Annotated in this window: 21 protein-coding genes; 9 read left to right on the forward strand and 12 right to left on the reverse strand. The window is 74.5% G+C overall.

Going from position 1 to position 26,379, the window contains the following annotated elements:
• Window positions 1–26 precede the first annotated feature (26 nt).
• Window positions 27–989, forward strand: coding sequence for an ABC transporter ATP-binding protein (locus tag BJ968_RS01205; protein WP_343077744.1), 963 nt, complete (start codon window positions 27–29; stop codon window positions 987–989).
• Complete coding sequence (locus BJ968_RS01210) at window positions 986–1,747, forward strand: ABC transporter permease (RefSeq protein WP_179748498.1); 762 nt, start codon at window positions 986–988, stop codon at window positions 1,745–1,747. The genes BJ968_RS01205 and BJ968_RS01210 overlap by 4 nt, the downstream gene beginning before the upstream one ends.
• Before the next feature lie 137 nt (window positions 1,748–1,884).
• Here BJ968_RS01210 and BJ968_RS01215 read toward each other — a convergent pair whose 3' ends face one another.
• The gene (locus BJ968_RS01215) at window positions 1,885–2,904 is read right to left on the reverse strand and encodes a heme o synthase (RefSeq protein ID WP_179748500.1); all 1,020 of its coding nucleotides are present in this window, start codon (window positions 2,902–2,904) and stop codon (window positions 1,885–1,887) included.
• 426 nt (window positions 2,905–3,330) lie between these two features.
• On the opposite strand from BJ968_RS01215, the gene tkt reads away from it, so the two are divergent.
• The 5 genes from tkt to pgl all read left to right on the forward strand — a co-directional run bounded on the left by tkt (window position 3,331) and on the right by pgl (window position 10,258).
• A complete protein-coding gene (gene tkt, locus BJ968_RS01220) occupies window positions 3,331–5,421 on the forward strand; it encodes a transketolase (protein WP_179748502.1) in 2,091 nt (696 codons plus the stop codon).
• A 98-nt stretch (window positions 5,422–5,519) separates the two neighbouring features.
• Complete coding sequence (gene tal, locus BJ968_RS01225; protein ID WP_179748504.1) at window positions 5,520–6,641, forward strand: transaldolase; 1,122 nt, start codon at window positions 5,520–5,522, stop codon at window positions 6,639–6,641.
• Complete coding sequence (zwf, locus tag BJ968_RS01230; protein WP_179748506.1) at window positions 6,638–8,179, forward strand: glucose-6-phosphate dehydrogenase; 1,542 nt, start codon at window positions 6,638–6,640, stop codon at window positions 8,177–8,179. Before tal ends, zwf begins: the two co-directional genes overlap by 4 nt.
• 43 nt (window positions 8,180–8,222) lie before the next feature.
• Window positions 8,223–9,500 (forward strand): glucose-6-phosphate dehydrogenase assembly protein OpcA, encoded by a 1,278-nt coding sequence (gene opcA / locus BJ968_RS01235; RefSeq protein WP_179748508.1) that lies wholly within the window; start codon window positions 8,223–8,225, stop codon window positions 9,498–9,500.
• On the forward strand, window positions 9,497–10,258 hold the full coding sequence (gene pgl / locus BJ968_RS01240) for a 6-phosphogluconolactonase (protein WP_179748510.1): 762 nt from the start codon (window positions 9,497–9,499) through the stop codon (window positions 10,256–10,258). The genes opcA and pgl overlap by 4 nt, the downstream gene beginning before the upstream one ends.
• Before the next feature lie 71 nt (window positions 10,259–10,329).
• Here pgl and BJ968_RS01245 read toward each other — a convergent pair whose 3' ends face one another.
• The 9 genes from BJ968_RS01245 to uvrC all read right to left on the reverse strand — a co-directional run bounded on the left by BJ968_RS01245 (window position 10,330) and on the right by uvrC (window position 19,550).
• On the reverse strand, window positions 10,330–10,680 hold the full coding sequence (locus BJ968_RS01245) for an RNA polymerase-binding protein RbpA (RefSeq protein WP_106206196.1): 351 nt from the start codon (window positions 10,678–10,680) through the stop codon (window positions 10,330–10,332).
• A 13-nt stretch (window positions 10,681–10,693) separates the two neighbouring features.
• Window positions 10,694–10,945 (reverse strand): preprotein translocase subunit SecG, encoded by a 252-nt coding sequence (gene secG / locus BJ968_RS01250; RefSeq protein WP_179748512.1) that lies wholly within the window; start codon window positions 10,943–10,945, stop codon window positions 10,694–10,696.
• A 14-nt stretch (window positions 10,946–10,959) separates the two neighbouring features.
• Entirely contained in the window at window positions 10,960–11,748 is a 789-nt protein-coding gene (gene tpiA / locus BJ968_RS01255) for a triose-phosphate isomerase (RefSeq protein ID WP_179748514.1), read from the reverse strand.
• Window positions 11,749–11,787: 39 nt separating this feature from the next.
• Window positions 11,788–13,026: a phosphoglycerate kinase gene (locus BJ968_RS01260; protein ID WP_179748516.1), complete on the reverse strand. Its 1,239-nt coding sequence runs from the start codon at window positions 13,024–13,026 to the stop codon at window positions 11,788–11,790.
• A 122-nt stretch (window positions 13,027–13,148) separates the two neighbouring features.
• Entirely contained in the window at window positions 13,149–14,153 is a 1,005-nt protein-coding gene (gene gap / locus BJ968_RS01265; protein ID WP_179748518.1) for a type I glyceraldehyde-3-phosphate dehydrogenase, read from the reverse strand.
• A 205-nt stretch (window positions 14,154–14,358) separates the two neighbouring features.
• Window positions 14,359–15,339 carry a DNA-binding protein WhiA gene (gene whiA, locus BJ968_RS01270; RefSeq protein ID WP_179748520.1) on the reverse strand — a complete coding sequence of 327 codons (981 nt, stop codon included), beginning with the start codon at window positions 15,337–15,339 and terminating at the stop codon, window positions 14,359–14,361.
• 94 nt (window positions 15,340–15,433) lie between these two features.
• A complete protein-coding gene (locus BJ968_RS01275) occupies window positions 15,434–16,447 on the reverse strand; it encodes a gluconeogenesis factor YvcK family protein (RefSeq protein WP_179755999.1) in 1,014 nt (337 codons plus the stop codon).
• A gap of 62 nt (window positions 16,448–16,509) precedes the next feature.
• Window positions 16,510–17,433, reverse strand: coding sequence for an RNase adapter RapZ (gene rapZ, locus BJ968_RS01280; RefSeq protein ID WP_179748522.1), 924 nt, complete (start codon window positions 17,431–17,433; stop codon window positions 16,510–16,512).
• A 95-nt stretch (window positions 17,434–17,528) separates the two neighbouring features.
• Complete coding sequence (gene uvrC, locus BJ968_RS01285) at window positions 17,529–19,550, reverse strand: excinuclease ABC subunit UvrC (RefSeq protein WP_179748524.1); 2,022 nt, start codon at window positions 19,548–19,550, stop codon at window positions 17,529–17,531.
• Window positions 19,551–19,731: 181 nt separating this feature from the next.
• On the opposite strand from uvrC, the gene BJ968_RS01290 reads away from it, so the two are divergent.
• Window positions 19,732–20,865 carry a UDP-N-acetylglucosamine 2-epimerase gene (locus BJ968_RS01290; RefSeq protein ID WP_343077746.1) on the forward strand — a complete coding sequence of 378 codons (1,134 nt, stop codon included), beginning with the start codon at window positions 19,732–19,734 and terminating at the stop codon, window positions 20,863–20,865.
• A gap of 19 nt (window positions 20,866–20,884) precedes the next feature.
• On the opposite strand, the gene BJ968_RS01295 is transcribed toward BJ968_RS01290, so the two are convergent.
• Complete coding sequence (locus tag BJ968_RS01295) at window positions 20,885–22,234, reverse strand: FAD-dependent oxidoreductase (protein ID WP_179748526.1); 1,350 nt, start codon at window positions 22,232–22,234, stop codon at window positions 20,885–20,887.
• Window positions 22,235–22,552: 318 nt separating this feature from the next.
• Entirely contained in the window at window positions 22,553–25,447 is a 2,895-nt protein-coding gene (uvrA, locus tag BJ968_RS01300) for an excinuclease ABC subunit UvrA (protein ID WP_343078217.1), read from the reverse strand.
• Between the two features lie 273 nt (window positions 25,448–25,720).
• On the opposite strand from uvrA, the gene BJ968_RS01305 reads away from it, so the two are divergent.
• Complete coding sequence (locus tag BJ968_RS01305) at window positions 25,721–26,296, forward strand: MarR family winged helix-turn-helix transcriptional regulator (protein ID WP_179748530.1); 576 nt, start codon at window positions 25,721–25,723, stop codon at window positions 26,294–26,296.
• Window positions 26,297–26,379: the final 83 nt, after the last annotated feature.

The following is a 26,379-nucleotide window of genomic DNA, read 5'->3' on the forward strand; positions in this document are numbered from 1 at the left end:
TACCGCGGCTCGTAGACTGCTGCCTCGTGGCGCTCGGTTCCCCCTCACCCGCGACGACCAAGGACGCCCCCCCGGACGCCGCGGTCGAGGTCCGCGACCTGCGCAAGGCCTACCGCGGCGGGCCCGCCGTCCTCGACGGCCTCTCCTTCCGCGCCGCCCGCGGCCGCGTCACCGCCCTGCTGGGCCCCAACGGCGCCGGCAAGACCACCACGGTGGGGATCTGCGAGGGCCTGCACCGCGCCGACTCCGGCACCGTTCGCGTCCTGGGCCTGGACCCCGTCGCCGACGCCGCCCGGCTGCGCCCCCGGGTGGGCGTCATGCTGCAGGACGGCGGCCTGCCCACCGGCGTCGGGGCCCTGGAGGCGCTGCGGCACGTCGCCTCCCTGCACACCCACCCCCTGGACCTGGGCGCCCTGTCCGAGCGGCTGGGCCTGGGCTCCTTCGCCCGCACCCGGGTGCGCCGGCTGTCGGGGGGCCAGCGGCAGCGGCTGGCGATGGCCTGCGCCCTCGTGGGGCGCCCCGAGCTGGTCTTCCTCGACGAGCCCAGCGCCGGCCTGGACCCGCAGGCCCGGCTGGCCGTGTGGGACGTCGTGCGCGAGGTGCGCGACGCCGGGGTCGCCGTCGTCCTGACCACCCACCTCATGGAGGAGGCCGAGCGCCTGGCCGACGACGTCGTCGTCGTCGACCACGGCAGGGTCGTCGCGACCGGCTCCCCCGAGGAGCTGACCCGCGGGCCGGCCTCGCTGAGCTTCCGCTCCCGCCCCGGCCTGCCGACCGACTCGCTGGCCCGGGCGCTGCCCGTCGGCGCCGAGGTCAGCGAGCTCGACGCGGGCCGGTACGTCGTCACCGGCGTCGACGTCGACCCCCGCGTCGTGGCGACGGTCACCAACTGGTGCGCCTCGCACGACGTGCTGGCCGAGGGCGTCGGCCCCGTCCGGCGCACCCTGGAGGACGTGTTCCTCGACCTGACCGGGAGGACCCTGCGGTGAGCACCGCCACCGGACGACTCGACTTCACCCCCGCCGGCACCGCGACGCCGTTCGCGCGCCGCCTCCTGCGCCAGGCCGGCTTCGAGGCCGCGGTCGCGCTGCGCAACGGCGAGCAGCTGCTGCTGACCCTCCTCCTGCCGGTCCTGGTCCTCGTCGGGGTGACCCGCGTGGCCTCCCTGGACCTGGGTGCGGGCCCGCGGCCGGCGCTGGCCCTGGGGGGCGTCACCGCCCTGGCCGTGGTCTCCACCGCCTTCACCGGGCAGGCCATCGCCACCGGCTTCGACCGCCGCAACGGCGTGCTGCGCCTGCTGGCGACGTCGCCGCTGGGGCGCTCGGGGCTGCTGGCCGGCAAGGTCGCCGCGGTCCTGGTCCTCGTCGTCGTCCAGGTCGTCGTGCTGGGCCTGGTCGCCGTGGCCCTGGGGTGGTCACCGACCGTCGGCGCCCTCGCGGCCGTCCCGGCGCTGCTGCTGGGCGTGGCCGCCTTCACGGCCCTGGGGCTGCTGCTGGCCGGCACCGTGCGCGCCGAGGGCACGCTGGCCGTGGCCAACGCCGTGTGGGTGCTGCTGCTGGCCGGTGGCGGGCTCGTGCTGCCCTCCCCCCTCGGGCCGGCCGCGGCGCTGCTGCCCTCGGCGGCGCTGGGGACGGCGCTGCGCGAGGCCGTGGCCTCGGGGACCGTCGCGGCGGGGCCGCTGGCCGTGCTGGCCGCCTGGGCGGTGCTGTGCAGCCTGGCGTGCGCCCGCTGGTTCCGCTGGGAGTGAGCCCGCTGGGAGTGAGCCCGCTGCGGGTGGGCCGGCGGGGACCCGCCGGGGGTCCGCACCGGCGGTGAGGGCCCGCCCCGTGGCCGCCCGCCCCCGTCGACGCCGACGGGCGGGGCGACCCCCGGGGGGTCGGTCGGTCAGAACGGCCAGGCGAGCTTGAGGAACGGGTCCACCGCGACGGCCACCGACAGCAGCGTCAGGTACGTGATCGAGCCGTGGAAGACACCCATCGGGGAGATCCGGCGCAGCTGCTCCACGGTGCCCGCGTCACGGCCGCCGGTCTCCTGCTCGAAGCGGACGGCGCGGCGGTGCAGCCCGACGGTCTGGGCCAGGAAGCCGACGCCGAGCACGAGGGCGGCCACGCCGTAGACGACACCGGCCCCGCCCAGCGGCACCAGCAGCAGCGAGCACAGCACCATCGCGACGGTGTAGAGCACGATCTGGCGCGAGACCGTCGTGGGCCGGGCCACGACCGGGAGCATGGGCACCCCCGCGTTGGCGTAGTCCTCCCGGTAGCGCACCGACAGCGGCCAGTAGTGCGGCGGGGTCCACAGGAAGATGACGCCGAACAGCACGAACGGCGCCCACGACAGCGACCCCGTCACGGCCGTCCAGCCGATGAGGACCTGCATGCAGCCCGCGACACCGCCCCAGACGATGTTCTGCGACGTGCGGCGCTTGAGCAGCAGCGTGTACCCCACGACGTACAGCAGGATCGCGGCGACGGCCAGGGCGGCCGAGAGCACGTTGACGAACGCGACGAACAGGGCCGTCGAGGCCACGCCCAGGACCGTGGCGAACACCAGCGCCTGCCGGGGCGTGACGGCCCCGGTGACCAGGGGCCGGTTCTCGGTGCGCTTCATGAGCGCGTCGATGTCGCGGTCGAAGTAGCAGTTCAGGGTGTTCGCGCAGCCCGCGGCCAGCGCACCCCCGACGAAGGTCGTCAGGATGAGCCAGCCCGAGGGCAGACCCCCGGCCGCGAAGAGCATCACGGGGATCGTCGTGATGAGCAGCAGCTCGACGATGCGGGGTTTGGTGAGGGCGACGTAGGCGGCGGCCCGGGGGAAGCGCGGGGGGCGCCCGCTGCGGCGCCGTCCCAGCAAGCTGGTCCGGGAGTGCGCAGGGGCGTCGGAGAGACGCGGGTCGGCGACGGTCACAGTGTCCTCGGGGCGAGGCGGCAACGGGCGCTCACGAGCTTACGCCTCTGCTACGCAGTGTCGTATCGGACCTCGCCGCGGGCGGGCCGCGCCGGGACGTCGCCGGGTCCTCCGGCGGTCCCCCGACGGTCCCCCGGCGGTCCCCCAGCGGTCCCTCGGCGGCCCTGCGGCGCCCGGCCCCCTAGGGGGCACCCCTGCCCAGAGGCGTCGGACCCCCCGGCGAGTAGGCTGACCTGTGGTGACGCACCCCACACCGTCGGCCGACGAGTCGACTCCCGTGGGGAGCCCACCGCAGACGCACGCCTCGGTCGCCGGGCCACGACGCACCGCCCGGCACGCGACGGAAGACGACAGAGCGGACCACGGCCGGTCCCCCACCGCCAACCGGGCGCTGGTCGGTCAGCTGGTTCGCACGGGAGGAGACACGTGAGCCAGCCCCTCGAGTGGAGCGACCTCGACACCAGGACGGTCGACACCGTCCGCGTCCTGGCCATGGACGCGGTGCAGCGCGCCGGCAACGGGCACCCCGGGACGGCGATGAGCCTCGCGCCGGTGGCCTACCTGCTGTTCCAGAAGCTGCTCCGGCAGGACCCCGCCGACCCGGACTGGGTCGGGCGCGACCGGTTCGTGCTCTCCTGCGGGCACTCCAGCCTGACGCTCTACATCCAGCTCTACCTGGCCGGGTACGGCCTGGAGCTGGACGACCTCAAGGCGCTGCGCAAGTGGGGTTCGAAGACCCCCGGGCACCCCGAGCACGGCCACACCGCCGGTGTCGAGATGACCACCGGCCCGCTGGGCCAGGGCCTGTCCTCGGCCGTCGGGATGGCCATGGCCGCCCGCCGCGAGCGCGGCCTGTTCGACCCCGACGCCGCGCCGGGCACGAGCCCGTTCGACCACTTCATCTACGTCCTGGCCTCCGACGGCGACATCGAGGAGGGCGTGACCTCAGAGGCCTCGGCCATCGCCGGGGTCCAGGAGCTGGGCAACCTGGTCGTCATCTACGACCAGAACCACATCTCCATCGAGGACGACACCGCGATCGCCCTGGGCGAGGACACCGCCGCGCGCTACGAGTCCTACGGCTGGCACGTCCAGACCGTCGACTGGACCAACGGCGGCGAGGGCCCCTACACCGAGGACGTCCACGCGCTGCACGCGGCGATCGAGGCGGCCAAGGCCGAGACCGGCAAGCCGTCCTTCATCCAGCTGCGCACGGTCATCGCCTACCCGGCGCCGACCCTGCAGGGCACCGGCAAGTCGCACGGGTCCGCGCTCGGCGAGGCCGAGGTCAAGGCGACCAAGGAGATCCTCGGGTTCGACCCGGAGAAGGACTTCGAGGTCTCCGACGAGGTCATCGCCTTCGCCCGCCAGGCCCGTGAGCGCGGCAGGGCCGACCACGAGGCGTGGCAGTCGTCGTTCGACGCGTGGCGCGAGGACGCCGGGGAGCGCGCGGAGCTGTTCGACCGCATCCGCACCCGTACCCTGCCCGCCGGCTGGGAGGACGCCCTCCCGGTCTTCGAGGCCGGCAAGTCCATCGCCTCGCGCAAGGCCTCCGGTGAGGTCCTCAACGCCCTGGCCGCCGGTCTGCCGGAGCTGTGGGGCGGTTCGGCCGACCTGGCCGAGTCGAACCTGACCTCGATGAAGGGCGAACCGTCCTTCCTGCCGCCGAACCGCACGACGAAGACGTGGGAGGGCAACCTCTACGGCCGCACCCTGCACTTCGGCATCCGTGAGCACGCGATGGGCTCGATCCTCAACGGGATCGCGCTGCACGGCGGGACCCGCCCCTACGGCGGCACCTTCCTCGTCTTCAGCGACTACATGCGCCCGGCCGTGCGCCTGGCCGCCATCATGAAGCTGCCGGTGACGTACGTGTGGACGCACGACTCCATCGGCCTGGGCGAGGACGGCCCGACGCACCAGCCGATCGAGCACCTCGCCGCGCTGCGCGCCATCCCGGGCCTCGACGTCGTCCGCCCGGGCGACGCCAACGAGACCGCGTGGGCCTGGCGCACGATCCTGGGGCACACCGACCGCCCGGCCGGGCTGGCGCTCTCGCGCCAGAACCTGCCGACGTTCGACCGTTCGCAGGACGGCTGGGGCGACGCCTCGGGCGTGGCCAAGGGCGCGTACACGCTGGTGGAGAGCTCCAAGGCGACCCCCGACGTGATCCTCATCGGCACCGGCTCGGAGGTCCAGATCGCCGTCGCCGCCCGCGAGAAGCTCGAGGCCGAGGGCGTCGCGACCCGCGTCGTCTCGATGCCGTGCCGCGAGTGGTTCCTCCAGCAGGACCAGGCCTACCGCGACACCGTCCTCATCCCCGGCGTCAAGGCCCGCGTCTCGGTCGAGGCCGCGCTGGCCTTCGGCTGGGAGCAGTTCGTCGGCGACGCCGGCCGCTCGGTGTCCATCGAGCACTTCGGCGCCTCGGCGGACTACCAGGACCTGTACCGCGAGTTCGGCCTGACCGACACCGCGGTCGTGACCGCGGCCAAGGAATCGCTCGCCGGTCTGCAGTGACACCGGACCCGGGGGCCCGCACCGCGGGTCCCCGGGTTCCCTGCGGGCGCCGTCCCGGCGCCCACCCCTCAAGTGGAACCCCGGAACGGAGAAACCCCGTGAGCACCAACCTCGAGACCCTGCACACCCACGGCGTGTCGGTCTGGCTGGACGACCTGTCCCGCGAGCTGACCGACGGCGGTGAGCTGCAGCGCCTGGTCGACCTCGGCGTCCTGGGCGTCACGTCCAACCCCACGATCTTCGCCACCGCCCTGTCCAAGGGCGACCGCTACACCGAGCAGGTCACCGAGCTCGTCAAGGCCGGCGCCGACACCGAGAAGGCCGTCTTCGAGATCACGACCGAGGACGTCCGCCGCGCCGCCGACATCCTCAAGCCGGTCTTCGACCGCACCGACGGCCTCGACGGCCGCGTCTCCCTCGAGGTCGACCCGCGCCTGGCCCGCGACACCGCCGCGACCGAGGAGTCGGCCCGCCAGCTGTGGAAGGCGGTCGGCAAGGAGAACCTCTACATCAAGATCCCCGCGACCGTCGAGGGTCTGGCCGCCATCTCCACCGCCCTGTCCGAGGGCATCAGCGTCAACGTCACGCTGATCTTCTCCCTGGACCGCTACCGCGCCGTCATGCAGGCGTTCCTGACGGGTCTGGAGCAGGCCAAGGTCAACGGCCACGACCTGTCCAAGATCGAGTCGGTCGCCTCCTTCTTCGTCTCCCGCGTCGACACCGAGATCGACAAGCGCCTCGACGAGGTCGGCACCGACGAGGCGAAGGCGCTGCGCTCCAAGGCGGGTCTGGCCAACGCGCGCCTGGCGTACCAGGCCTACGAGGAGGTCTTCTCCACCCCGCGCTGGCAGGTCCTCAAGGAGTCCGGCGCGCGGGCGCAGCGGCCGCTGTGGGCCTCGACCGGCGTCAAGGACCCGAACCTGCCGGACACCCTGTACGTCACCGGGCTCGTCGCCCCGAACACGGTGAACACCATGCCGGGCAAGACGCTGGACGCGACGGTCGACCACGCCGAGGTCACCGGGGACACCATCCGCGGCTCCTACGGCGAGTCCCAGCAGGTCCTGGACGACCTGGAGCGCCTGGGGATCTCCTACACCGAGGTCGTGGAGCTGCTGGAGACCGAGGGCCTGGACAAGTTCGAGAAGAGCTGGGTCGAACTGCTGCAGACCGTCACCGACGAACTGGAGCGCGTGAAGACGCAGGTCGACGCCCAGTGAGCCCCGCGCGGGTGTCGCCCGCAGAGAACCCGCTGCGCGATCCCCGGGACAAGCGGCTCCCGCGCATCGCCGGCCCGTGCGGCATGGTCATGTTCGGCGTGACGGGCGACCTCGCCCGCAAGAAGCTCATGCCGGCCATCTACGACCTGTCCAACCGCGGCCTGCTCCCGCCGGGCTTCGCCCTCACGGGCTTCGCCCGGCGGGACTGGGTGGACCAGGACTTCGGCAAGATCGTCTACGACTCGGTCCGGCAGCACGCCCGCACCCCGTTCCGCGAGTCGGTGTGGGCCCAGCTGGCCGAGGGTTTCCGGTTCGTGCCCGGTGAGTTCGACGACGACGAGGCGTTCGACCAGCTCGCCTCGACCGTCGCCGACCTGGACCGGGTCCGCGGTACCGGCGGGAACCACGCGTTCTACATGTCGATCCCGCCGCGCTTCTTCCCCGTGGTCGCCAAGCAGCTGGCGCGCAGCGGCCTGAGCGCCCAGCACGGGGACCAGTGGCGCCGGGTCGTCATCGAGAAGCCGTTCGGGCACGACCTGAAGTCGGCGCGCGAGCTGAACGCCGTGGTGGAGAACGTGTTCCCGCCGGACTCGGTGTTCCGCATCGACCACTACCTGGGCAAGGAGACGGTCCAGAACATCCTGGCGCTGCGCTTCGCCAACCAGATGTTCGAGCCGCTGTGGAACGCCAACCACGTCGACCACGTGCAGATCACCATGGCCGAGGACATCGGCATCGGTGGTCGCGCGGGGTACTACGACGGCATCGGCGCGGCCCGCGACGTCATCCAGAACCACCTGCTGCAGCTGCTGGCGCTGACCGCCATGGAGGAGCCGGTCTCCTTCGACGCGGCGGACCTGCGCGCCGAGAAGGCCAAGGTCCTCTCGGCGGTGCGCCCGGCCAAGGACATCGCGCGTTCGACCGCCCGCGGGCAGTACGCCGCGGGCTGGCAGGGTTCGGAGTACGTCAAGGGCTACCTGGACGAGGACGGCATCCCGGCCGACTCCACGACCGAGACGTTCGCGGCGATCGAGCTGGAGATCGACACGCGCCGCTGGGCGGGCGTGCCGTTCTACCTGCGGGCCGGCAAGCGCCTGGGCCGGCGGGTCACGGAGATCGCGGTCGTCTTCAAGCGCGCCCCGCACCTGCCGTTCGAGAGCACCGCCACCGAGGAGCTGGGGCAGAACGCCCTGGTGATCCGGGTGCAGCCCGACGAGGGCATCACCATGCGCTTCGGCTCCAAGGTCCCGGGCACCGCGATGGAGGTGCGCGACGTGACCATGGACTTCGGCTACGGCCACGCCTTCACCGAGTCCAGCCCCGAGGCCTACGAGCGGCTCATCCTCGACGTCCTGCTGGGGGACCCGCCGCTGTTCCCCAGCCACACCGAGGTCGAGCTGTCCTGGAAGGTCCTGGACCCGATCACGTCGTTCTGGGCCAAGAACGGCAAGCCCGAGCCGTACGCGTCCGGCAACTGGGGCCCGGCCTCGGCCCACGCCATGCTCGAACGGTCCGGCCGGCAGTGGCGGCGACCGTGATTCGCGCCGCGACCGCCCCCCAGAGCACGCAGGAGGTCCCGCGATGATCATCGACCTGCCCAGCACGTCGACCAGCGCCATCAACAAGGCCATGGTCGACCTGCGCGACTCCGGCGGCGCCGTGGCGCTCGGCCGGGTCCTGACCCTGGTCGTCATCACCGACGACGCCCACGCCGAGGACGCCATCTCGGCGGCCAACGAGGCCAGCCGCGAGCACCCCTGCCGGGTGCTCGTGCTGGCCCGCGGGAACAAGCGCGGTGCCGCGCGCCTCGACGCGCAGATCCGCGTCGGCGGCGACGCCGGGGCCAGCGAGGTCATCGTGCTGCGCGCGTACGGCCCGCTGGTGGAGCACGGCGAGACGACCATCGTCTCCCTGCTGCTGCCGGACGCGCCGATCGTGGCGTACTGGCCCGGGGTGGCCCCCGAGGACCTGCGCAGCGACGCCATCGGGCGGATCGCCCAGCGCCGCATCACCGACTCGGCCGAGGCGCGCGACCCCGCCAGGGCGCTGGAGGCGCGCCGGGCGACGTACCGGGCCGGGGACACCGATCTGGCCTGGACGCGGCTGACGAACTGGCGCGCGCTGCTGGCCGCGGCCCTGGACCAGCCGCCCTACGAGCCGGTCACCTCCATCACGGTGGCCGGGGCCCCGGACAGCCCGAGCACCGAACTGCTCGCGGCGTGGCTGGCGGCCAAGCTCAAGGCCCCGGTCGTGCGGGCCCGCACCCGCAAGGGCACGGGCGTGCAGAGCGTGCGCCTGGAGCGCAAGTCCGGTGCGGTGGAACTGATCCGCCCGGACCAGAACGTCGCCACCCTCACCCAGCCGGGGCAGCCGGACCGGCGCCTGTCGCTGGCCCGGCGCCCGGTCAAGGACTGCCTGACCGAGGAGCTGCGCCGCTTGGACCCCGACGACGTCTACGGGCAGGTCCTGGCCGAGGGGCTGCCGCAGGTCGGCAAGAAGGTCATGTCGGTGCGCGACGCCGAGAACGCCGGGAAGCTGTCCGGCACGCGCAACGCCGCGGCCCGCCAGGCCGCGGCCGAGCGCGCCTCGGCCCGCGTCTCGCGCAGCATGAAGGGCGAGCCGCCCGAGCCCGAGCGCGGTGACGGGACGACGCCCGCCAACGAGGAGCACGGCACGGCCGCCGCTCCCCGGCGGGCGAGGGCGAAGAAGGCCGCCCCCGCGCGAGCCGCCGCCGCCGCGGCGACGAGCACCCCCGGCAGCACCGGCACCGGCGGCACGACGCCGCCGGCCCCGCGCCAGCGGGCGACGGCCAAGCGCACGACGGCCAAGCGCGCGGCGGCGAAGGGGACGAGCGCGTGACGCGCCCGGGCACCCTCGTCGTGCGCCACCCGTCCCCGGACCTGCTGGCCTCGGCCACGGCGGGCCGCCTGCTGGCGGCCATCGCCGACGCGCAGGCGGCGCGGGGCGTGGCGCACGTGTCGCTGACCGGCGGGACGATCGGCGGCAAGACCCTCGCCGCCGTGGCGTCCTCCCCCGCGCGCGACGCGGTGGACTGGGGGCGGGTGCACTTCTGGTGGTCCGACGAGCGGTTCCTGCCGACCGGTGACCCCGAGCGCAACGCGACCCAGGCGCAGGAAGCGCTGCTGACGGCCCTGCAGGAGGGGCCGGGTCTGGACCTGGCCACGGTGCACTACCCGCCGGCGACCGACGGTCCCGACGGGGACGACCTCGACACGGCCGCCGCGCGCTACGCCGCCGAGCTGCTGCGGTTCGGCGCCGGCGCGGAGGCGCCCGAGTTCGACGTCCTGCTGCTGGGCATGGGCCCCGACGGGCACGTCGCCTCGCTGTTCCCGCACCACCCCGGCCTGGGCCGGGACGACTCCAGCGTCGTGGGGGTGCGGGAGTCGCCCAAGCCCCCGCCGTTGCGGGTGTCGTTCACCTTCGGGGCCATCGCCCGCGCCCGCGAGGTGTGGCTGGTGGCCTCCGGCGCCGAGAAGGCCGCCGCGGTCGCCCGCGGTGTCGCCGCCGGCGACGTCGCGCAGACCCCGGCCGCGGGCGTGGCCGGGACCGAGCGGACGCTGTGGCTCGTGGACGAGGCGGCTGCCGCCGACCTGTGAGCCCCCGCACGCACGCGAAAGCCCCCCGCAGCCGGCTGCGGGGGGCTTTCGCGTGCGTGGTGACCGGTGGGTCAGCGGATGAGGCCGCGGGCGCGCAGGCTCTCGAGCGCCTCGTTGAGGATGGCCTCGCCGTCGGAGTCCGAGCGACGCTCCTTCACGTACGCCAGGTGCGTCTTGTACGGCTCGTTCTTCGGCGGGGCGGGCGGGTTGGCCCGGTCGGTGCCCGCCGGGAACCCGCACCGCGGGCAGTCCCAGGTCTCGGGCGGCTCGACCCCGGACTCCTCGGCGAAGCTGGGCTTGGTCTCGTGCCCGTTGGCGCACCAGTAGGAGATCCGGATGCGGGGAGCGGTGTCCCCCCGCTCGGCTTCGCCCATGGGGCCGGCGCCGACCCTGCTGCCTCGGATGGCGTTGCCACCTGCCACGTCGGTCGTCTCCTCAGAACTCGTTGGTGAAGCGCTCGACGAGGCCGAGCAGCACGACGGTCGCGAACCAGACGCAGCCGATCGTGACGGTGAACCGGTTGAGGTTGCGCTCCGCCATGCTGGACCCGGACAGGCTGGTGGTCACGCCCCCGCCGAACATGTCCGACAGCCCACCGCCCTTGCCCTTGTGGAGCAGGATCAGCAGGGTCAGGAACAGGCTGGAGATCGCGAGGATCACCTGCAGCACGATGCGGAGGACGCTCACCGGGTCAGCTTAGGTCATCGGGCGGGGTGGTCGCGGTACCTCACGATCGCGGCGAAGTCGCCCGCGTCCGTGCTCGCGCCGCCCACGAGGGCGCCGTCGACGTCGGCCTGCTGCATGATCGCGGCGATGCTGGCCGGTTTGACGCTGCCGCCGTACAGGACGCGGACCGCCTCGGCGGTCGCGGCGTCGAACTGCTCGGCCACCGCGGCGCGCAGCGCGGCGCAGACCTCCTGGGCGTCCTCGGGGGTGGCGACCTCACCGGTGCCGATGGCCCACACCGGTTCGTAGGCCAGGACGAGCCCGGCCACCTGCTCCTTGGCCAGCCCCGACAGGGCCTGCGTGACCTGCCCGACGGTGAACTCGACGTGCTGCGCGGCCTGGCGCACCTCCAGCGGCTCACCGACGCAGACGATCGGGACGAGGCCGTGGGCCAGGGCCTGCTTGGTCTTGGCGTTCACGACCTCGTCGGTCTCACCGTGGTACTGGCGGCGCTCGGAGTGCCCGACCGCGACGTAGGTGACGCCCAGCTTGGCCAGCTGCGCACCGGAGACCTCACCGGTGTACGCGCCGGACTCGTGCGCGGAGACGTCCTGCGCGCCCAGGACGATCGAGAGCCTGTCGCCCTCGATGAGCGTCTGGACGGTGCGCAGGCTGGTGTGGGAGGGCAGCACGGCGACCTCCACGGCCGCGTAGTCGTGCTTGGCGTCCTTGAGGGTCCAGTCCAGCTTCTGCACGAGCAGGGTGCCCTGCTGGTGGTCCAGGACCATCTTCCAGTTCCCGGCGATCAGCGGGGTGCGGGGCATCGTGGGACCTCCTTCTCGTTCTGGGCGGGCGGCGCGGGGTCAGTCGAGCACGTCGAGGCCGGGCAGGTGCTTGCCCTCGAGGTACTCCAGGCTCGCCCCGCCCCCGGTGGAGATGTGGCCGAAGTCGGAGTCGGCGAAGCCCAGGGTCCGCACGGCGGCCGCGGAGTCGCCGCCGCCGACGACGCTGAACGCGCCGGAGCCAGCCGTGGTGTCGACGATCGCCTGCGCGACGGCGCGGGTGCCGCCGGCGTAGGGCTCCATCTCGAACACGCCCATGGGGCCGTTCCAGAAGACCGTGCGCGCGTCCGCCAGCGCCCGCGCGAAGGCCGTGGCGGAGTCGGGGCCGATGTCCAGGCCCAGCCGGTCGGCGGGGATGGCGTCGGCGGGCACGACCTGCGGGTCGGCGTCGGCGGCGAACGCCGTCGCGGCGACCACGTCGGTCGGCAGGACGACCTCGACGCCCTTGTCCTGCGCGACCCGCAGGTACTCCCGGACGCGGTCGAGCTGGTCGGCCTCCAGCAGGCTCTTGCCCACCTCGTGACCCGTGGCCGCCAGGAAGGTGAAGACCATCCCGCCGCCCACGAGCAGCCGGTCGCCGGAGGTCAGCAGGGACCCCAGCAGGTTGTCGATGACCCCGAGCTTGTCGGAGACCTTCGAACCGCCCAGGACGACCGCGTAGGGGCGCGCCGGGTCGGTGGTGAGCCGCCGCAGCACGGCGACCTCGTCGGCGACCAGGCCGCCGGCGGCGTGCGGCAGCCGCCGGGCGACGTCGAAGACGCTGGCGTGCTTGCGGTGCACGGCGCCGAAGCCGTCGGAGACGAAGCCGTCGGCCAGGGCGGCGAGCTCGTCGGCGAACGCCCCGCGCTCGCCGTCGTCCTTGCTCGTCTCCCCCGCGTGGAAGCGGATGTTCTCCAGCAGCAGCAGCTGCCCGTCCTCCAGGGCGGCGACCGCGGCCCGGGCCTCGGGGCCCACGGTGGCGGGGCTGAACTCGACGTGCACGCCCGGCAGCAGCTCGGCCAGCCGCGCGTGGACGGGGGCCAGGGAGTACTTCGCCTCCGGGGCGCCCTTCGGGCGGCCCAGGTGCGCGGTCACCACGACGCGCGCACCGGCGTCGAGCAGGCGCCGCAGCGTCGGCACCGAGGCGCGGATGCGGCCGTCGTCGGTGATGGCGGGGGCCGCGCCGGAGTGGTCGAGCGGGACGTTCAGGTCGCTGCGGACGAGGACGCGGCGGCCGGTGAGGCCGCCGAGCTGCGCCTCGAGGTCGTCGATGGTCTTCACGGACGTTCCCTTCTGCTGTCGGGCCCGTTGCGGGGCCCGGTCCCGCGCCGGGCTGCGGGCGGACGGACGACGGCCCGGGCCCCCTCCTGCGAGGAGGACCCGGGCCGGATCTTGTCAGAGGCTCAGAGCGAGGTGCCCACGAGCGTGACGAGGTCCACGAGGCGGTTGCTGTAGCCCCACTCGTTGTCGTACCAGCCGACGACCTTGACCTGGTTGCCGATGACCTTGGTCAGGCCCGAGTCGTAGATGCAGGAGGAGGGGTCGGTGACGATGTCGGAGGAGACCAGCGGCTCGTCCGAGTACGTCAGGTAGCCCTTCAGCGGCCCCTCGGCGGCGGCCTTGTAGGCGGCGTTGATCTCCTCGACCGTGGTCTCGCGCCCCACGGTGACGGTCAGGTCGGTGGCCGAGCCGGTGGGGACCGGCACGCGCAGCGCGTACCCGTCGAGCTTGCCCTTCAGCTGCGGCAGGACCAGGCCGATGGCCTTGGCCGCACCGGTGGAGGTCGGCACGATGTTCAGGGCCGCGGCGCGGGCGCGACGCAGGTCCTTGTGCGGGCCGTCCTGCAGGTTCTGGTCGGCGGTGTAGGCGTGCACGGTGGTCATGAGACCGCGCTCGATGCCGAAGGTGTCGTCCAGGACCTTGGCCAGCGGGGCCAGGCAGTTGGTGGTGCAGGACGCGTTGGAGATGATCGCGTGCTGGGCGGGGTCGTAGTCGGAGTCGTTGACCCCCATGACGACGGTCACGTCGTTGTTGGTCGCGGGCGCCGAGACGACGACCTTCTTCGCGCCGGCCGTCAGGTGCGCCTTGGCCTTCTCACCGTCGGTGAAGAAGCCGGTGGACTCCACGACGACGTCGACGCCGAGGTCGCCCCAGCCGAGGTTGGCGGGGTCGCGGTCGGCGAGGACCTTGACGGTCTTGTCCCCGACGACGATCGAGTCGCCCTCGACGCGCACGTCCTCGGCGAGCTTGCCGAGGATGGAGTCGTGCTTGAGCAGGTGCGCCAGCGCCTTGGCGTCGGTGAGGTCGTTGACCGCGACGACCTCGAGGTCCGCGTTCTGCGCGAGGGCTGCGCGGAAGAAGTTGCGGCCGATGCGACCGAATCCGTTGATGCCGACCCGAGTGGTCATGCGCTCTCCATCCTTGACGCGCCCCGTGACCGGGCGGGCCGGGTGCGTCTCGTGCGTCCGGTACGTGATCAGTACTGGTGCGGTACCCCGCGTCGAGCCGTGGGTACCCGCCGCGGGCCCCGCGGCGTCGGTCCGACCCTATGGCCTGCGTCACGTCGACGCGGAGCCGGGGTGCGGGCGGGCCCCGCCGCGGGGCCCGCCGGGTTCACGCGTCGAGCATGTCGGGCGTCAGGCCGGACTCCGTCCCGGGCACCCCCAGCTCGATCGCTTTCTTGTCGGCCATGCCCAGCAGCCGCCGGATCCGCCCCGCGATGGCGTCCTTCGTCATGGGCGGGTCGGCCAGCTGACCGAGCTCCTCGAGGCTGGCCTGCTTGTGCTCCAGGCGCAACCGGCCGGCCTGCAGCAGGTGGTCGGGGATCTCGTCGCCGAGCAGCTCCAGGGCCCGCTCGACGCGGGCGCCGGCGGCCACGGCCGCGCGGGCCGAGCGGCGCAGGTTGGCGTCGTCGAAGTTGGCCAGGCGGTTGGCGGTGGCGCGCACCTCGCGCCGCATCCGGCGCTCCTCCCACGTCATCATCGCGTCGTGGGCCCCCAGCCGGGTCAGCAGCGCCGAGATCGCGTCCCCGTCGCGCAGCACGACCCGGTCGACCCCGCGGACCTCGCGGGCCTTGGCCGACAGGTCCAGCCGCCGCGCGGCACCGACCAGGGCCAGCGCCGCCTCCGGCCCGGGGCAGGTGACCTCCAGCGCGGCCGAGCGACCGGGTTCGGTGAGGGAGCCGCGGGCCAGGAACGCCCCCCGCCAGGCCGCCTCGGCGATCTGGGTGGAGCTGGACACGATGTGCGGGGGCAGCCCCCGCACCGGCCGGCCCCGGCCATCCAGCAGACCGGTCTGGCGGGCCAGGGACTCCCCGTCGCGGGCCACCCGCAGGACGTACCGGGTCGCCCGGCGCAACCCGCCGGCCTGCACGACGAGCAGGTCGCTGGGGTGCCCGAAGACGTCGGCGATGTCCCGCCGCAGCCGCCGCGCGATCGAGGCCGAGTCCAGCTCGGCCTCGATGACGATGCGCCCGGAGACGATGTGCAGCCCCCCGGCGAAGCGGAGCATGACCGACACCTCGGCCTTGCGGGCCGCCGTCGTCGTCACCGGCAACCGGCTCAGTTCGTCCTTGACCGCCGCCGTCATCGCCATGCCCGGTCCTCCCCCGACACCATCTTCGACTCCTCGTCCTGGGCCATCCTCGACCCCACGGCCGCGGACGCGACCCGCGTCCGCCCGTCCACGCTCAGGTACCGCCCGCGAACACGTCACGGTAGGCCGCCGCGAGCCGCAGCGCGTCGTGGCGCGGCGACCCGTCCCCCACGGAGACGTTGCGCACCAGCAGGTCCGCCCCCAGGCTCTCCGCCACGCGCCTCAGCGCGCCGAGGTCGGTGACGGCCACCGGGTCGGCCACCACGGCGTCCACGACGAGGTCGGGGGCGTGGGCGGCCAGGACCTCCAGGTGCGCCTCGGCGCTGAACCCGTCGGTCTCCCCCGGCTGCACGGCGAGGTTGAGGGTGACGCAGGTGCGGGCCCGCGTGGTGGTCAGCGCCCGCGCCAGCCCGGGCACCATGAGGTGCGGCAGCACGCTGGTGAACCACGACCCCGGCCCCAGGACCACCCAGTCGGCGCCCTCGACGGCCTCCACGACCTCCGGGCGCACCGGCGGGTCCGGCGGCACCAGGCGCACGTTGGCGACGCGGCCCTCGGTGGAGGCCACCGCGACCTGGCCGCGCACGGACGTCAGCTCCTCGGGGGCCCCGGGGACCAGGCCCAGCACGTCGGCCTCGATGTCCAGCGGGACCGCGGCCATGGGCAGCACCCGCCCGCGGGCGCCGAGCAGCCGGCCGACCCAGTCCAGGCCGGCGACCTCGTCGCCGAGCAGCTCCCACAGGGTCGCGATCAGCAGGTTCCCGGTGGCGTGCCGGTGCAGGGACCCTTCGCTGGTGAACCGGTGCTGCAGCACGTCGCGCCAGGTCCGGCCCCACTCGGAGTCGTCGCACAGGGCCGACAGGGCCATGCGCAGGTCGCCGGGGGGCAGCCCGCCCAGCTCGCGCCGCAACCGGCCCGAGGAGCCGCCGTCGTCGGCCACCGTCACGACGGCGGTGAGGCGGTCGGTGAGGTGGCGCAGCGCCGACAGGGACGCCGAGAGGCCGTGACCGCCGCCGAGGGCCACGACGGCCGGCGCCGCCGAGGCGCCCGGGCCGCCCGGCGCGGGCAGCGCCCCGGCGCTGGGCACGGGCCCGACGGTGGGGATCATCCCGGTGGGGAAGCTGGTCGTGGCGGGGTGCGTGGAACCACGGCCCGGGTTCACGCGCGCGCTCACTCCCGCCCCAGGTCGCGGTGCAGCACGCGCACGGTCAGCCCGTCCCGGCGCAGCCGGGCGCCGAGCTCCTCGGCCATCGCCACCGAGCGGTGCTTGCCGCCCGTGCAGCCCACCGCGATCGTCGCGTAGCGCTTGCTCTCGCGCCGGTAGCCGTCGAAGACCGGGTGCAGGGCCGACTCGTAGCGGTCCAGGAACGGGGTGGCGCCCTCGGCCGCGAGGACGAACGCGGCCACCGGGGCGTCCTGCCCCGTCAGGGGGCGCAGCTCGGGGTCCCAGTGCGGGTTGGGGATGAACCGCACGTCGGCGACGTGCTCGGCGTCGGCGGGGGTGCCGTACTTGAAGCCGAAGCTCATCACGGTGACGCGCAGGTCCTCGGCGCGCTCGGCCTCGAACAGCGAGGCCACCAGGGACCCCAGCTGGTGGACGTTGAAGGAGCTGGAGTCCACGACCACGTCGGCGCGCGCCCGCAGCTCCCCGGTGAGGGTGCGCTCGCGGGCGATGCCGTCGACGATGCGGTCCTCCCCCTGCAGCGGGTGCGGCCGGCGCACGCCCTCGAACCGGCGGACCAGGACGTCGTCGGTGGCGTCCAGGAACAGCACGCGCAGCGAGACGTGGCGGGTGTCCAGCCCGGCCAGGGCCTCGGTGAGCTCGGCGAAGAAGCTGCGGCCGCGGACGTCGACGACCACCGCCAGGCGCGGGATCGCCTGCCCCGCACGGGCTGCCAGTTCGGCGAGGGGTTCGAGCATCTGCGGCGGCAGGTTGTCCACGACGAACCAGCCGAGGTCCTCCAGCGCCTTGCCCGTCGTGGACCGGCCGGCCCCGGACATCCCCGTGATGATGAGCAGCTCGGGACGGCGCGGCCTGTCGGTCCCGCCCCGCGCGCCACCCTGCGGGTCCGCGTCCTCCGCCGTCTCCTGCACCCGCCCATCCTGTCATCCCCGGGCGTGTCGCCCGCGCCGAGCCCGGTACGCGTCGCGCTCGCGCGGTCACCTGCCGTGGCCGCCGGTGGGCCGGCTCAGTCGAGGAGCTCCCCCGTGGCCGTGTTCACGGCCGGTTCGCCGGCCCCTGCGGCGCCGGCGAGCGCCTCCACGACGGCGGCCGCGGTCCGCGGGCCCATGCCGGGGACGGCGGCGACCTCCTCGGCGGTGGCCGCGCGCAGCCGCTTGACGGAGCCGAAGTGCTTGAGCAGGGCGCTCTTGCGGGCCTGGCCGAGGCCGGGGACGCCGTCGAGGGCCGAGGTCGTCATGGCCTTGGAGCGCTTGGCGCGGTGGTACGTGATCGCGAAGCGGTGGGCCTCGTCGCGCACGCGCTGGAGCAGGAACAGGCCCTGGCTGGTGCGCGGCAGGACGACGGGGTGGTCCTCCCCGGGCAGCCACACCTCCTCGAGGCGCTTGGCCAGGCCGCACAGGGCGACGTCGACGACGCCGACGTCGGCCAGGGCCCGGGCGGCGGCCTCGACCTGGGGGCGGCCGCCGTCGACGACGACGAGGTTGGGGGCGTAGGAGAAGCGGCGGGGCCGGCCGGTACCGGGGTCGATGCCGGCCAGGACCTCCCCGCCGACCGGGGCGGAGGTTTCCACCTCCAGGCCGTCGGCGGTCTCGGTGAGGACCCCGGCGGTGGGCCCGGGGCCGCCCTCGTCCTGGGCCAGCCGCTTGAAGCGGCGGGTGAGGACCTCGCGCATGGCCCGGGTGTCGTCGAGGCCGCCCTCGTCGCCGCGCACGGCGAAGCGGCGGTAGTCGGACTTCTTGGGCAGGCCGTCCTCGAAGACGACCATCGAGGCGACGACGTTGGTCTCCTGGGTGTGGGACACGTCGTAGCACTCGATGCGCAGCGGGGCCTCCTCCAGGCCCAGGGCCTCCTGCAGCTCGGTGAGGGCCAGGCTGCGGGTGGTGAGGTCGCCGCCGCGGCGGGTCTTGTGCAGGGCCAGGGCCTGGGTGGCGTTGCGGTGGACGGTCTCCATGAGCGCCTTCTTGTCCCCGCGCTGGGGGACGCGCAGGTCGACGCGGGACCCGCGCAGCTCCGAGAGCCAGTCCTCCACGTCGGCCTCGACGGTGGCGGGCAGGGCCGGGACGAGGACCTCGCGGGGGACGCCCTCGCCGCTCTCCCCGCCGTAGACCTGCAGCAGGAGCTGCTCGACGAGCTCGGGGGTGCCGACGTCCTCGACCTTCTCGGAGACCCAGCCGCGCTGGCCGCGCACGCGGCCGCCGCGGACGTGGAAGACCTGCACGGCCGCTTCGAGCTCGTCGTCGGCGATGGCGAAGACGTCGGCGTCGGTCGCGTCGGGCAGGACGACGGCGGACTTCTCCAGGGCCTTGGTGAGCGCGCCGAGGTCGTCGCGCAGGCGGGCGGCGCGCTCGAAGTCGAGCTCGGCGGCGGCGGCCTTCATCTCGGCCTCGGCGCGGCGCACGAAGCGGGCGGTGTTGCCGGCCATGAAGTCGCAGAAGTCCTGGGCGAGGGCCTTGTGGTCCTCGGCGGAGATCTTGCCGACGCAGGGGGCGGAGCACTTGTCGATGTAGCCCAGCAGGCAGGGCCGGCCGACCTGGCCGGCGCGCTTGTAGACGCCGGTGGAGCAGGTGCGCACGGGGAAGACGCGCAGCAGGAGGTCGACGGTCTCGCGGATGGCCCAGGCGTGGGTGTACGGGCCGAAGTAGCGGGTGCCCTTGCGCTTGGCGCCGCGCAGGACCTGCACGCGGGGCACGGCCTCGCCCATGGTGACGGCGAGGTAGGGGTAGGACTTGTCGTCGCGGTACTTGACGTTGAACCGCGGGTCGAACTCCTTGATCCAGGAGTACTCGAGCTGGAGGGCCTCGACCTCGGTGGTGACGACCGTCCACTCGACGCTGGCGGCCGTGGTGACCATGGCCATGGTGCGCGGGTGCAGGGCCGACAGGTCCTGGAAGTAGTTGGACAGCCGCGCGCGCAGGCTCTTGGCCTTGCCGACGTAGATGACGCGACCGGCCGGGTCGCGGAAGCGGTACACCCCGGGTTCGACGGGGATCTCCCCCGGCTTGGGGCGGTAGGTGGCGGGGTCGGGCACGGGACGAGCCTAGGTCGCGAGTCCGACGCGGTCCCACCGCGACCCGTCCACCCCTCCCCGCCGCGACGGTGCGTCAACGCCGGGGACGCTGCGCGACGGCGGGCGCGCGCTCGTGTGAACCGGGCCCCGCGGCGGCCGCACGGGGGTCCCCGAGCGGCCGGTGGTGACCTACCGTCCGCTCGTGGCCCCTGCGACGACCGTCCCGCCGACCGCGCCCAGCGCCTCCCCCGTCCCCGTCCCCGCTCCCGCGGCGGGCGGGTCCCCGCGGGTGCTGCGCCGCCCCCTGGGCTTCCCCGTCGGGGAGGGGGCGCCGGGGCCGGTGGCGGTCGTGCTCGCGGGGCTGGAGGACGAGGCGGCGCTGGGCGAGGTCCTGGACCGGCTCGGTGCGGCGGGGACCGCGGTCCGCAGCAGCACCCCCGACCGGCTGGACGTCGCGCTCTCCCGGTCCACGGCCCGGTTCGCGGCCTCGCGCCCCGGTGCCGTGCTCGTGCGCGGTGGCTCGGTGGCCGCGCTCGCGGGGGCGCTGGCGGCCCACACGGCCGGGGTGCCCGTGGTCCACCTGGAGGCGGGGCTGCGCAGCTTCGACCGGCGCAGCCCGCAGGAGCAGCGCCGGGTGGTGCTGGACCAGCTGGCGACGTTGTGCTGCGCCCCGACGGCCACGGCCGTGGCCAACCTGCGCGCCGAGGGGGTCGCCGACGAGCGAATCCTGCGGACGGGCACGACGTGGACCGAGACGGTGCGGCGCTCGCTGCCCGACGCCGGCGCGCAGGAGGCGGTGCTGGCCGAGCTGGGCGCGCCCCCCGGGCACGTCCTGCTGGCCTGGGACGACGCCCCCGGGGAGCAGGGGCCGGGCGTGCTGGAGCAGGTGCTGTCCCAGCTGTCCGCGCTCGCCGGCGAGGGCGTGCCCGTCGTCGTCCACACCGGTCCGCGGGTGCTGGACGCGGTGCGGGACCGCGGGGCCGGGGACCTGCTGCGCGGGCTCACCCTCGTGCCCCCGCAGCCCGTGGAGCGGTTCCTGGCCCTGGTGCGCGGCGCGCGGCTGGTCGTCTCGGACTCCGGCGACGTCCAGGAGGCCGCGGCCGTCCTGGGGCGGCGGCTGCTGGCCGTGCGCCCGGCGACCGAGCGTCCCGAGGGGCTGGGCTCGTCCGCCGTCCTCGTGCCCGGCGGGGTGGGGCTGGCCGCCGCCGTCCGCTCGGCGCCGGCCGGGGACCCCGGTGCCCCCGGCGCGCCGCCCGGGGGGCCTGGTCCCTACGGCGACGGGTCGGCCAGCCGCGTGGTCGTGGAGTCCCTCGTCCGGCTCCTGGCGCCCTCCTGAGGGCTCGGTCCGGGGCTCCTCAGCGGGAGCGGACCGGCACCCGCGCGGCGAGCGCGCGGCCGGTGAGCAGGGCGCCGGCCGGCCCGTGCGGCCCGGGCCGGTCCGCCCGGGCGACCCGGACCAGGTTGCCGAGGCGGTCCAGCCCGGCCTCGCCGGTGCCGCCGGCCCCGGGCAGCGGTGCGGGGACGCTGCCGGGCACCCGGTGGACGTGGTGGTCCAGGACGCGGACGCCGCGGTGGACGCCGAGGGCGGGCAGTTCCGCGACGGCCGCCGCGGCGAGGTCCTCGTCGGACAGCACCGACAGCTCGTCGTCGCCGGAGCTCCAGAACTGCGCGCACACGACGGTGCGGGAGGCGTCGCGGGAGGTCGCCGGCCGCCAGGGCCGGGTGGTGGTGAGCCGGCCGACGCGCAGGGAGGCGTCGAGGGCCGTGACGCTGTGCGCGTCCTGCCCGATCCCGCCGGTGCGGGGGTCGGGCTCCAGCAGGAGGTGGACGAGGTGGGTGTCGCGCCCGGTGGCGGCCGGGCCGGTGGGGGCGACCGTCCCCGGCAGCCAGGACCGCACGCCGGTGGCCGGGACGGCGGCGACGACGGCGCGGGCGGGCAGGACGTGGCCGCCGTAGCCGTCGCGCAGGCGCACGGCGCTCACGCGGTCGCCGTCGGTGATCAGCCCCTCGACGCAGGTGGACAGCAGGACCCGTGCACCGCGGGCGGTGAGGCGGCGGGCGAGCTCGGCCCACACGGCTCCGGCGCCCTCGCGCGCGGTGAGGACCTCGCCGTGGCCGCCGCGGCGGCGGGGCGTGCCCGCCAGCTCGTCGGCGAGCGCCGCGGGCAGCTCGCCGGGGTGGACGCCGAAGCGCTTGCGGCTGGCCGGGACGAAGACCTCGCGGGTTACGGCGGCGCCGTAGCGGGCGACGAGGACGTCCCAGGCGGAGGCGGGGGCGGGGGTGGCCCCGGTCGTGCGGTCCCGGCCCAGGTGCCGCGCGAGGCGCCGGACCGCGCCGCCGGGCGGCAGGAGGTCGGTGGGGCGCAGCGGGAGGTCCAGGAGCCGCCCGCCGACCACGGCGCGGTGGACGGCCCGCGTCCGCTCGACCCCGCCGGCCGCGCCGGCGAGGTCGAGCCAGCGGGTGAGGGCCTCGGCCGGGGCGTCGGCCGGGACGGCGCGGGGGCCGAGGTCGAGGCGGTGGCCCCACAGGTCCAGGGACCGGCTGGACCCGCCGACGGCGGCGGCCCGGTCGACGACGACGACCTGCGCGCCGCCGTCGAGGAGCCGTTCGGCGGCCGCGAGGCCGACGGGTCCGGCGCCGACGACGACCACGGGGTCGTCGCTGCCGTGCCGGCTGGTGACGTCCTCGGCCACGAGTTGGCTCATGGTGCGCTGCTCTCCCCCACCTCGGTGGCCACCGTCGGCCTGCGGGTGCTGCGCGGGCCGGGGACGTCCCCGGCGGTGCTGCTGGCCCGGCGCCGTGCGCGCGGTGGTCCGATCCGTCCGTCCTGCTCCCCGGTGCGCCGGACCTGGTCCCCCCGGGTCCGGTGCGTGATCGCGACGAGTGTGGCAGTCGTGGGGGCGCCCGCGCGGCGGTTTCACCGGGTTCCCCAGGAGAAACACGGAACGTTCCCAGCCGCTCACGGCGAGTGCTGACCCCCGGTGCGACGTGCGCACCGGGGGTCGGTGGTCGGGACCTCCCGGTCAGCTCGCGCGGGCCCGGCGGCGCCGGTTGCCCACCGCGGCGGCGGGGGTGTCGAGGACCTCGGCGAGGAACTGGCCGGTGTAGCTGGCCGGGTTCGCCGCCACCTCCTCGGGGGTCCCCGTGCACAGCACGGTTCCGCCGCCGTTGCCGCCCTCGGGGCCCATGTCGACGATCCAGTCGGCGGACTTGATGACGTCGAGGTTGTGCTCGATGACCAGGACGCTGTTGCCCTTGTCCACCAGCCCCTGCACGACGCCGAGGAGCTTGCGGATGTCCTCGAAGTGCAGCCCCGTGGTCGGTTCGTCGAGCACGTAGATCGTGCGGCCGTTGGAGCGGCGCTGCAGCTCCGAGGCGAGCTTGACGCGCTGCGCCTCACCGCCGGAGAGGGTGGTGGCCGGCTGGCCCAGCCGGACGTACCCGAGGCCGACCTCGGTCAGCGTCGTCATGTACCGGGAGATCGCCGGGACGGCGGCGAAGAACTCGGCGGCCTCCTCGATGGGCATGTCGAGGACCTCGGCGATGGTCTTGCCCTTGAAGTGCACCTCGAGGGTCTCGCGGTTGTACCGCGCGCCGTGGCACACCTCGCAGGGCACGTAGACGTCGGGCAGGAAGTTCATCTCGATCTTCAAGGTGCCGTCGCCGGCGCACGCCTCGCAGCGGCCGCCCTTGATGTTGAAGGAGAAGCGGCCGGGCTGGTAGCCGCGCAGCTTCGACTCCGGGGCGGAGGCGAACAGCTTGCGGATGTGGTCGAAGACGCCGGTGTAGGTGGCCGGGTTGGACCGGGGCGTGCGGCCGATGGGGCTCTGGTCGACGTGCACGACCTTGTCGAGGTGCTCCAGGCCCTGGACCGACTTGTGCCGGCCCGGCACGCGCCGGGCGCCGTTGAGCTTGTTCGCCAGCACCGTGTAGAGGATGTCGTTGACCAGGGTCGACTTGCCCGACCCGGAGACCCCGGTGACGGCGACGAGCTGCCCGAGGGGGAACTCGACCGTGACGTCCTTGAGGTTGTGCTCGCGGGCGCCGCTGACGACGAGGGTGCGCCCGTCGGAGGGGCGGCGGGTGGCGGGGACCTCGATGGCGCGACGGCCCGACAGGTACTGCCCGGTCAGCGACGTCGGGTGCTCCAGCAGCCCGGCGAGGTCGCCGGAGTGGACGACCTGCCCGCCGCGCTCCCCGGCGCCGGGGCCGAAGTCGACGATCCAGTCGGCGACGCGGACGGTGTCCTCGTCGTGCTCGACGACGATGAGGGTGTTGCCCAGGTCCCGCAGCCGGGTCAGGGTGTCGATGAGCCGGCGGTTGTCGCGCTGGTGCAGGCCGATCGAGGGCTCGTCCAGGACGTACAGGACACCGACCAGCCCCGAGCCGATCTGGGTGGCCAGCCGGATGCGCTGGGCCTCACCGCCGGACAGCGTCCCGGCGGGCCGGGCCAGCGAGAGGTAGTCCAGCCCCACGTCGAGCAGGAACCCCAGCCGGGCCTGGATCTCCTTGAGGACCTGGCCGGCGATCTTCTTCTCCCGCCCGGACAGCTGCATGGTGTCCAGGAAGCGCGAGCACTCCTGGATGGGCAGCGCGCAGATCTCCGAGATCGACCGGCCGGCGAGCTTGACCGCCAGCGACGTCGGCTTGAGCCGGTCGCCGTGGCACACCGGGCACGGCGTCTCGCGCATGTACCCCTCGTAGCGCTCCTTGGAGGAGTCCGACTCGGTCTCGGCGTGGCGGCGCTTGACGAACTCGATGACGCCCTCGAACCCCGTGGAGTACGACCGCTCGCGGCCCCAGCGGTTCTTGTAGCGGACGTGGACCTGGTGGTCCTTGCCGTGCAGCAGGGCGTCCTTGGCCCGCTTGGGCAGCGCCCGCCAGGGGGTGTCGAGGGAGAAGGACAGGTCCTCGGCCAGCGCCGCGACGAGGCGCTGGAAGTAGTCGGCCGACCCGGCGGTCCACGGCGCGATGGCCCCCTCGCGCAGGGTGAGGTCCTCGTCGGGGACGACCAGCTCGGGGTCGACCTCCATCTGGGTGCCCAGGCCGGTGCACTCGGGGCAGGCGCCGAAGGGGGAGTTGAAGGAGAACGAGCGGGGTTCGACCTCGTCGAGCTCGAGGGGGTGCTCGTTGGGGCAGGCCATCTTCTCGGAGAAGCGCCGCTCGCCGTCGGGGCCCTCGACGTCGACGAGGTCGGCCACCAGCAGCCCCGAGGACAGCACCAGGGCCGTCTCGACGGAGTCGGTCAGGCGCCGCTTGACGCCGTCCTTGACGACGAGGCGGTCCACGACGACCTCGATGGTGTGCTTGAGCCGCTTCTGCAGCGTGGGCGGGTTGTCCAGCGGCACGACCTCGCCGTCGACGCGGGCGCGGGCGAAGCCCTTGGCCTGCAGCTCGCGGAAGAGCTCGGCGTACTCGCCCTTGCGCTCGCGCACGACGGGGGCCAGGACCTGGAAGCGCGTGCCGTCGGGCATCTCCAGCAGCTGGTCGACGATCTGCTGCGGCGTCTGGCGGCCCACCGGCTCCCCGCAGACGGGGCAGTGCGGCTTGCCGGCGCGGGCGAACAGCAGGCGCAGGTAGTCGTAGACCTCGGTGATGGTCCCCACGGTCGAGCGCGGGTTGCGCGAGGTGGACTTCTGGTCGATGGAGACGGCCGGCGACAGGCCCTCGATGAAGTCGACGTCGGGCTTGTCCATCTGCCCGAGGAACTGGCGGGCGTAGGCGGACAGCGACTCGACGTAGCGGCGCTGGCCCTCGGCGAAGATCGTGTCGAAGGCCAGCGAGCTCTTGCCCGACCCGGACAGGCCGGTGAAGACGACGAGGCTGTCGCGGGGCAGGTCGACCGAGACGTCCTTGAGGTTGTGCTCGCGGGCCCCGCGCACGACGAGCCGGTCCTCGGCGACGCGGGCGGAGGTCACCGCCCGCGCCGTGGTGCTGGCGGAGGTGCGCGGAGCGGAGCGGGCACTGCTGGAGGTGGAGGAGGTCCGGGAAGCCACGCCCCAACCCTAGGCGTCACCTCCGACACGAGCCCCCGCGCGCCCGGCCCCGCGGCTGCGGGCGCCCCCGGGCGGTCCGCAGCGACCCCCCGTCGACGCCCCGTGGCCCCCGTCCGGGGGGTCCCGGGGGCGGCGGAGGAGGTGTCCACCTTTCGGCGGACGCTGGTAGTTGAGAGCAGTGCATACGCTGAGTGCATGGCACCACCCGCAACGGTTATCGAAGAGTCCCCCGTCGACGACGGGTCCCCGTCCGCCCAGGCCGCGCCCCGCTGGCTGGACGACGACGAGCAGGTCACGTGGCGCACGTTCCTGTCGACCGTCCAGCTGCTGCTGGACCGCTTCGACCGGCAGCTGCACCACGACTCCGGGATCGTGCTCACGTACTACGAGATGCTGGTCCGCCTGTCCGAGGCGCCGCAGCGGTCGCTGCGCATGAGCGAGCTGGCCGAGTCCTCGCTGTCCTCGCGCAGCCGCGTCTCGCACGCGGTGGCCCGCATGGAGGAGAAGGGCTGGGTGCGGCGGGACTCCTGCCCCACCGACGGGCGCGGGTTCGTCGCGGTCCTGACCGACGAGGGGTTCGCCGCGCTGGCCGCCGCCGCCCCCGGGCACGTCGAGACCGTCCGCGACGCCCTGTTCGACCAGCTCACACCCGAGCAGGTGGACCAGCTGCGGGTCATCAGCACCGCGCTGCTGCGGCACCTGACCGACACCGGCAGCGTCCCGCCCGTCCCGGGGCTGGTCACCAGCGCGGGCGCGCCCGGGGCGCGCTGACCGGTCCGGCCCGCGGGGACGACCGCTGCGGAGCCGGCCGATCAGGAGGGGACGGCCGGCCCGGAGCGCACCCCCGCCCCGGC

This window comes from Kineococcus aurantiacus (assembly GCF_013409345.1).
In the GTDB taxonomy this organism is placed as follows: Bacteria; Actinomycetota; Actinomycetes; order Actinomycetales; family Kineococcaceae; genus Kineococcus; species Kineococcus aurantiacus.

Bases quoted from the DNA above. Each gene is read 5' to 3' on its own strand.
- BJ968_RS01305 (WP_179748530.1), top strand. From the start codon at position 25,721: ATGGCACCACCCGCAACGGTTATCGAAGAGTCCCCCGTCGACGACGGG.
- BJ968_RS01275 (WP_179755999.1), bottom strand. From the start codon at position 16,447: ATGATCCCCACCGTCGGGCCCGTGCCCAGCGCCGGGGCGCTGCCCGCG.
- opcA (WP_179748508.1), top strand. From the start codon at position 8,223: ATGATCATCGACCTGCCCAGCACGTCGACCAGCGCCATCAACAAGGCC.
- BJ968_RS01295 (WP_179748526.1), bottom strand. From the start codon at position 22,234: ATGAGCCAACTCGTGGCCGAGGACGTCACCAGCCGGCACGGCAGCGAC.
- gap (WP_179748518.1), bottom strand. From the start codon at position 14,153: ATGACCACTCGGGTCGGCATCAACGGATTCGGTCGCATCGGCCGCAAC.
- tpiA (WP_179748514.1), bottom strand. From the start codon at position 11,748: ATGCCCCGCACCCCGCTGATCGCCGGGAACTGGAAGATGGTCCTGGAC.
- whiA (WP_179748520.1), bottom strand. From the start codon at position 15,339: ATGGCGATGACGGCGGCGGTCAAGGACGAACTGAGCCGGTTGCCGGTG.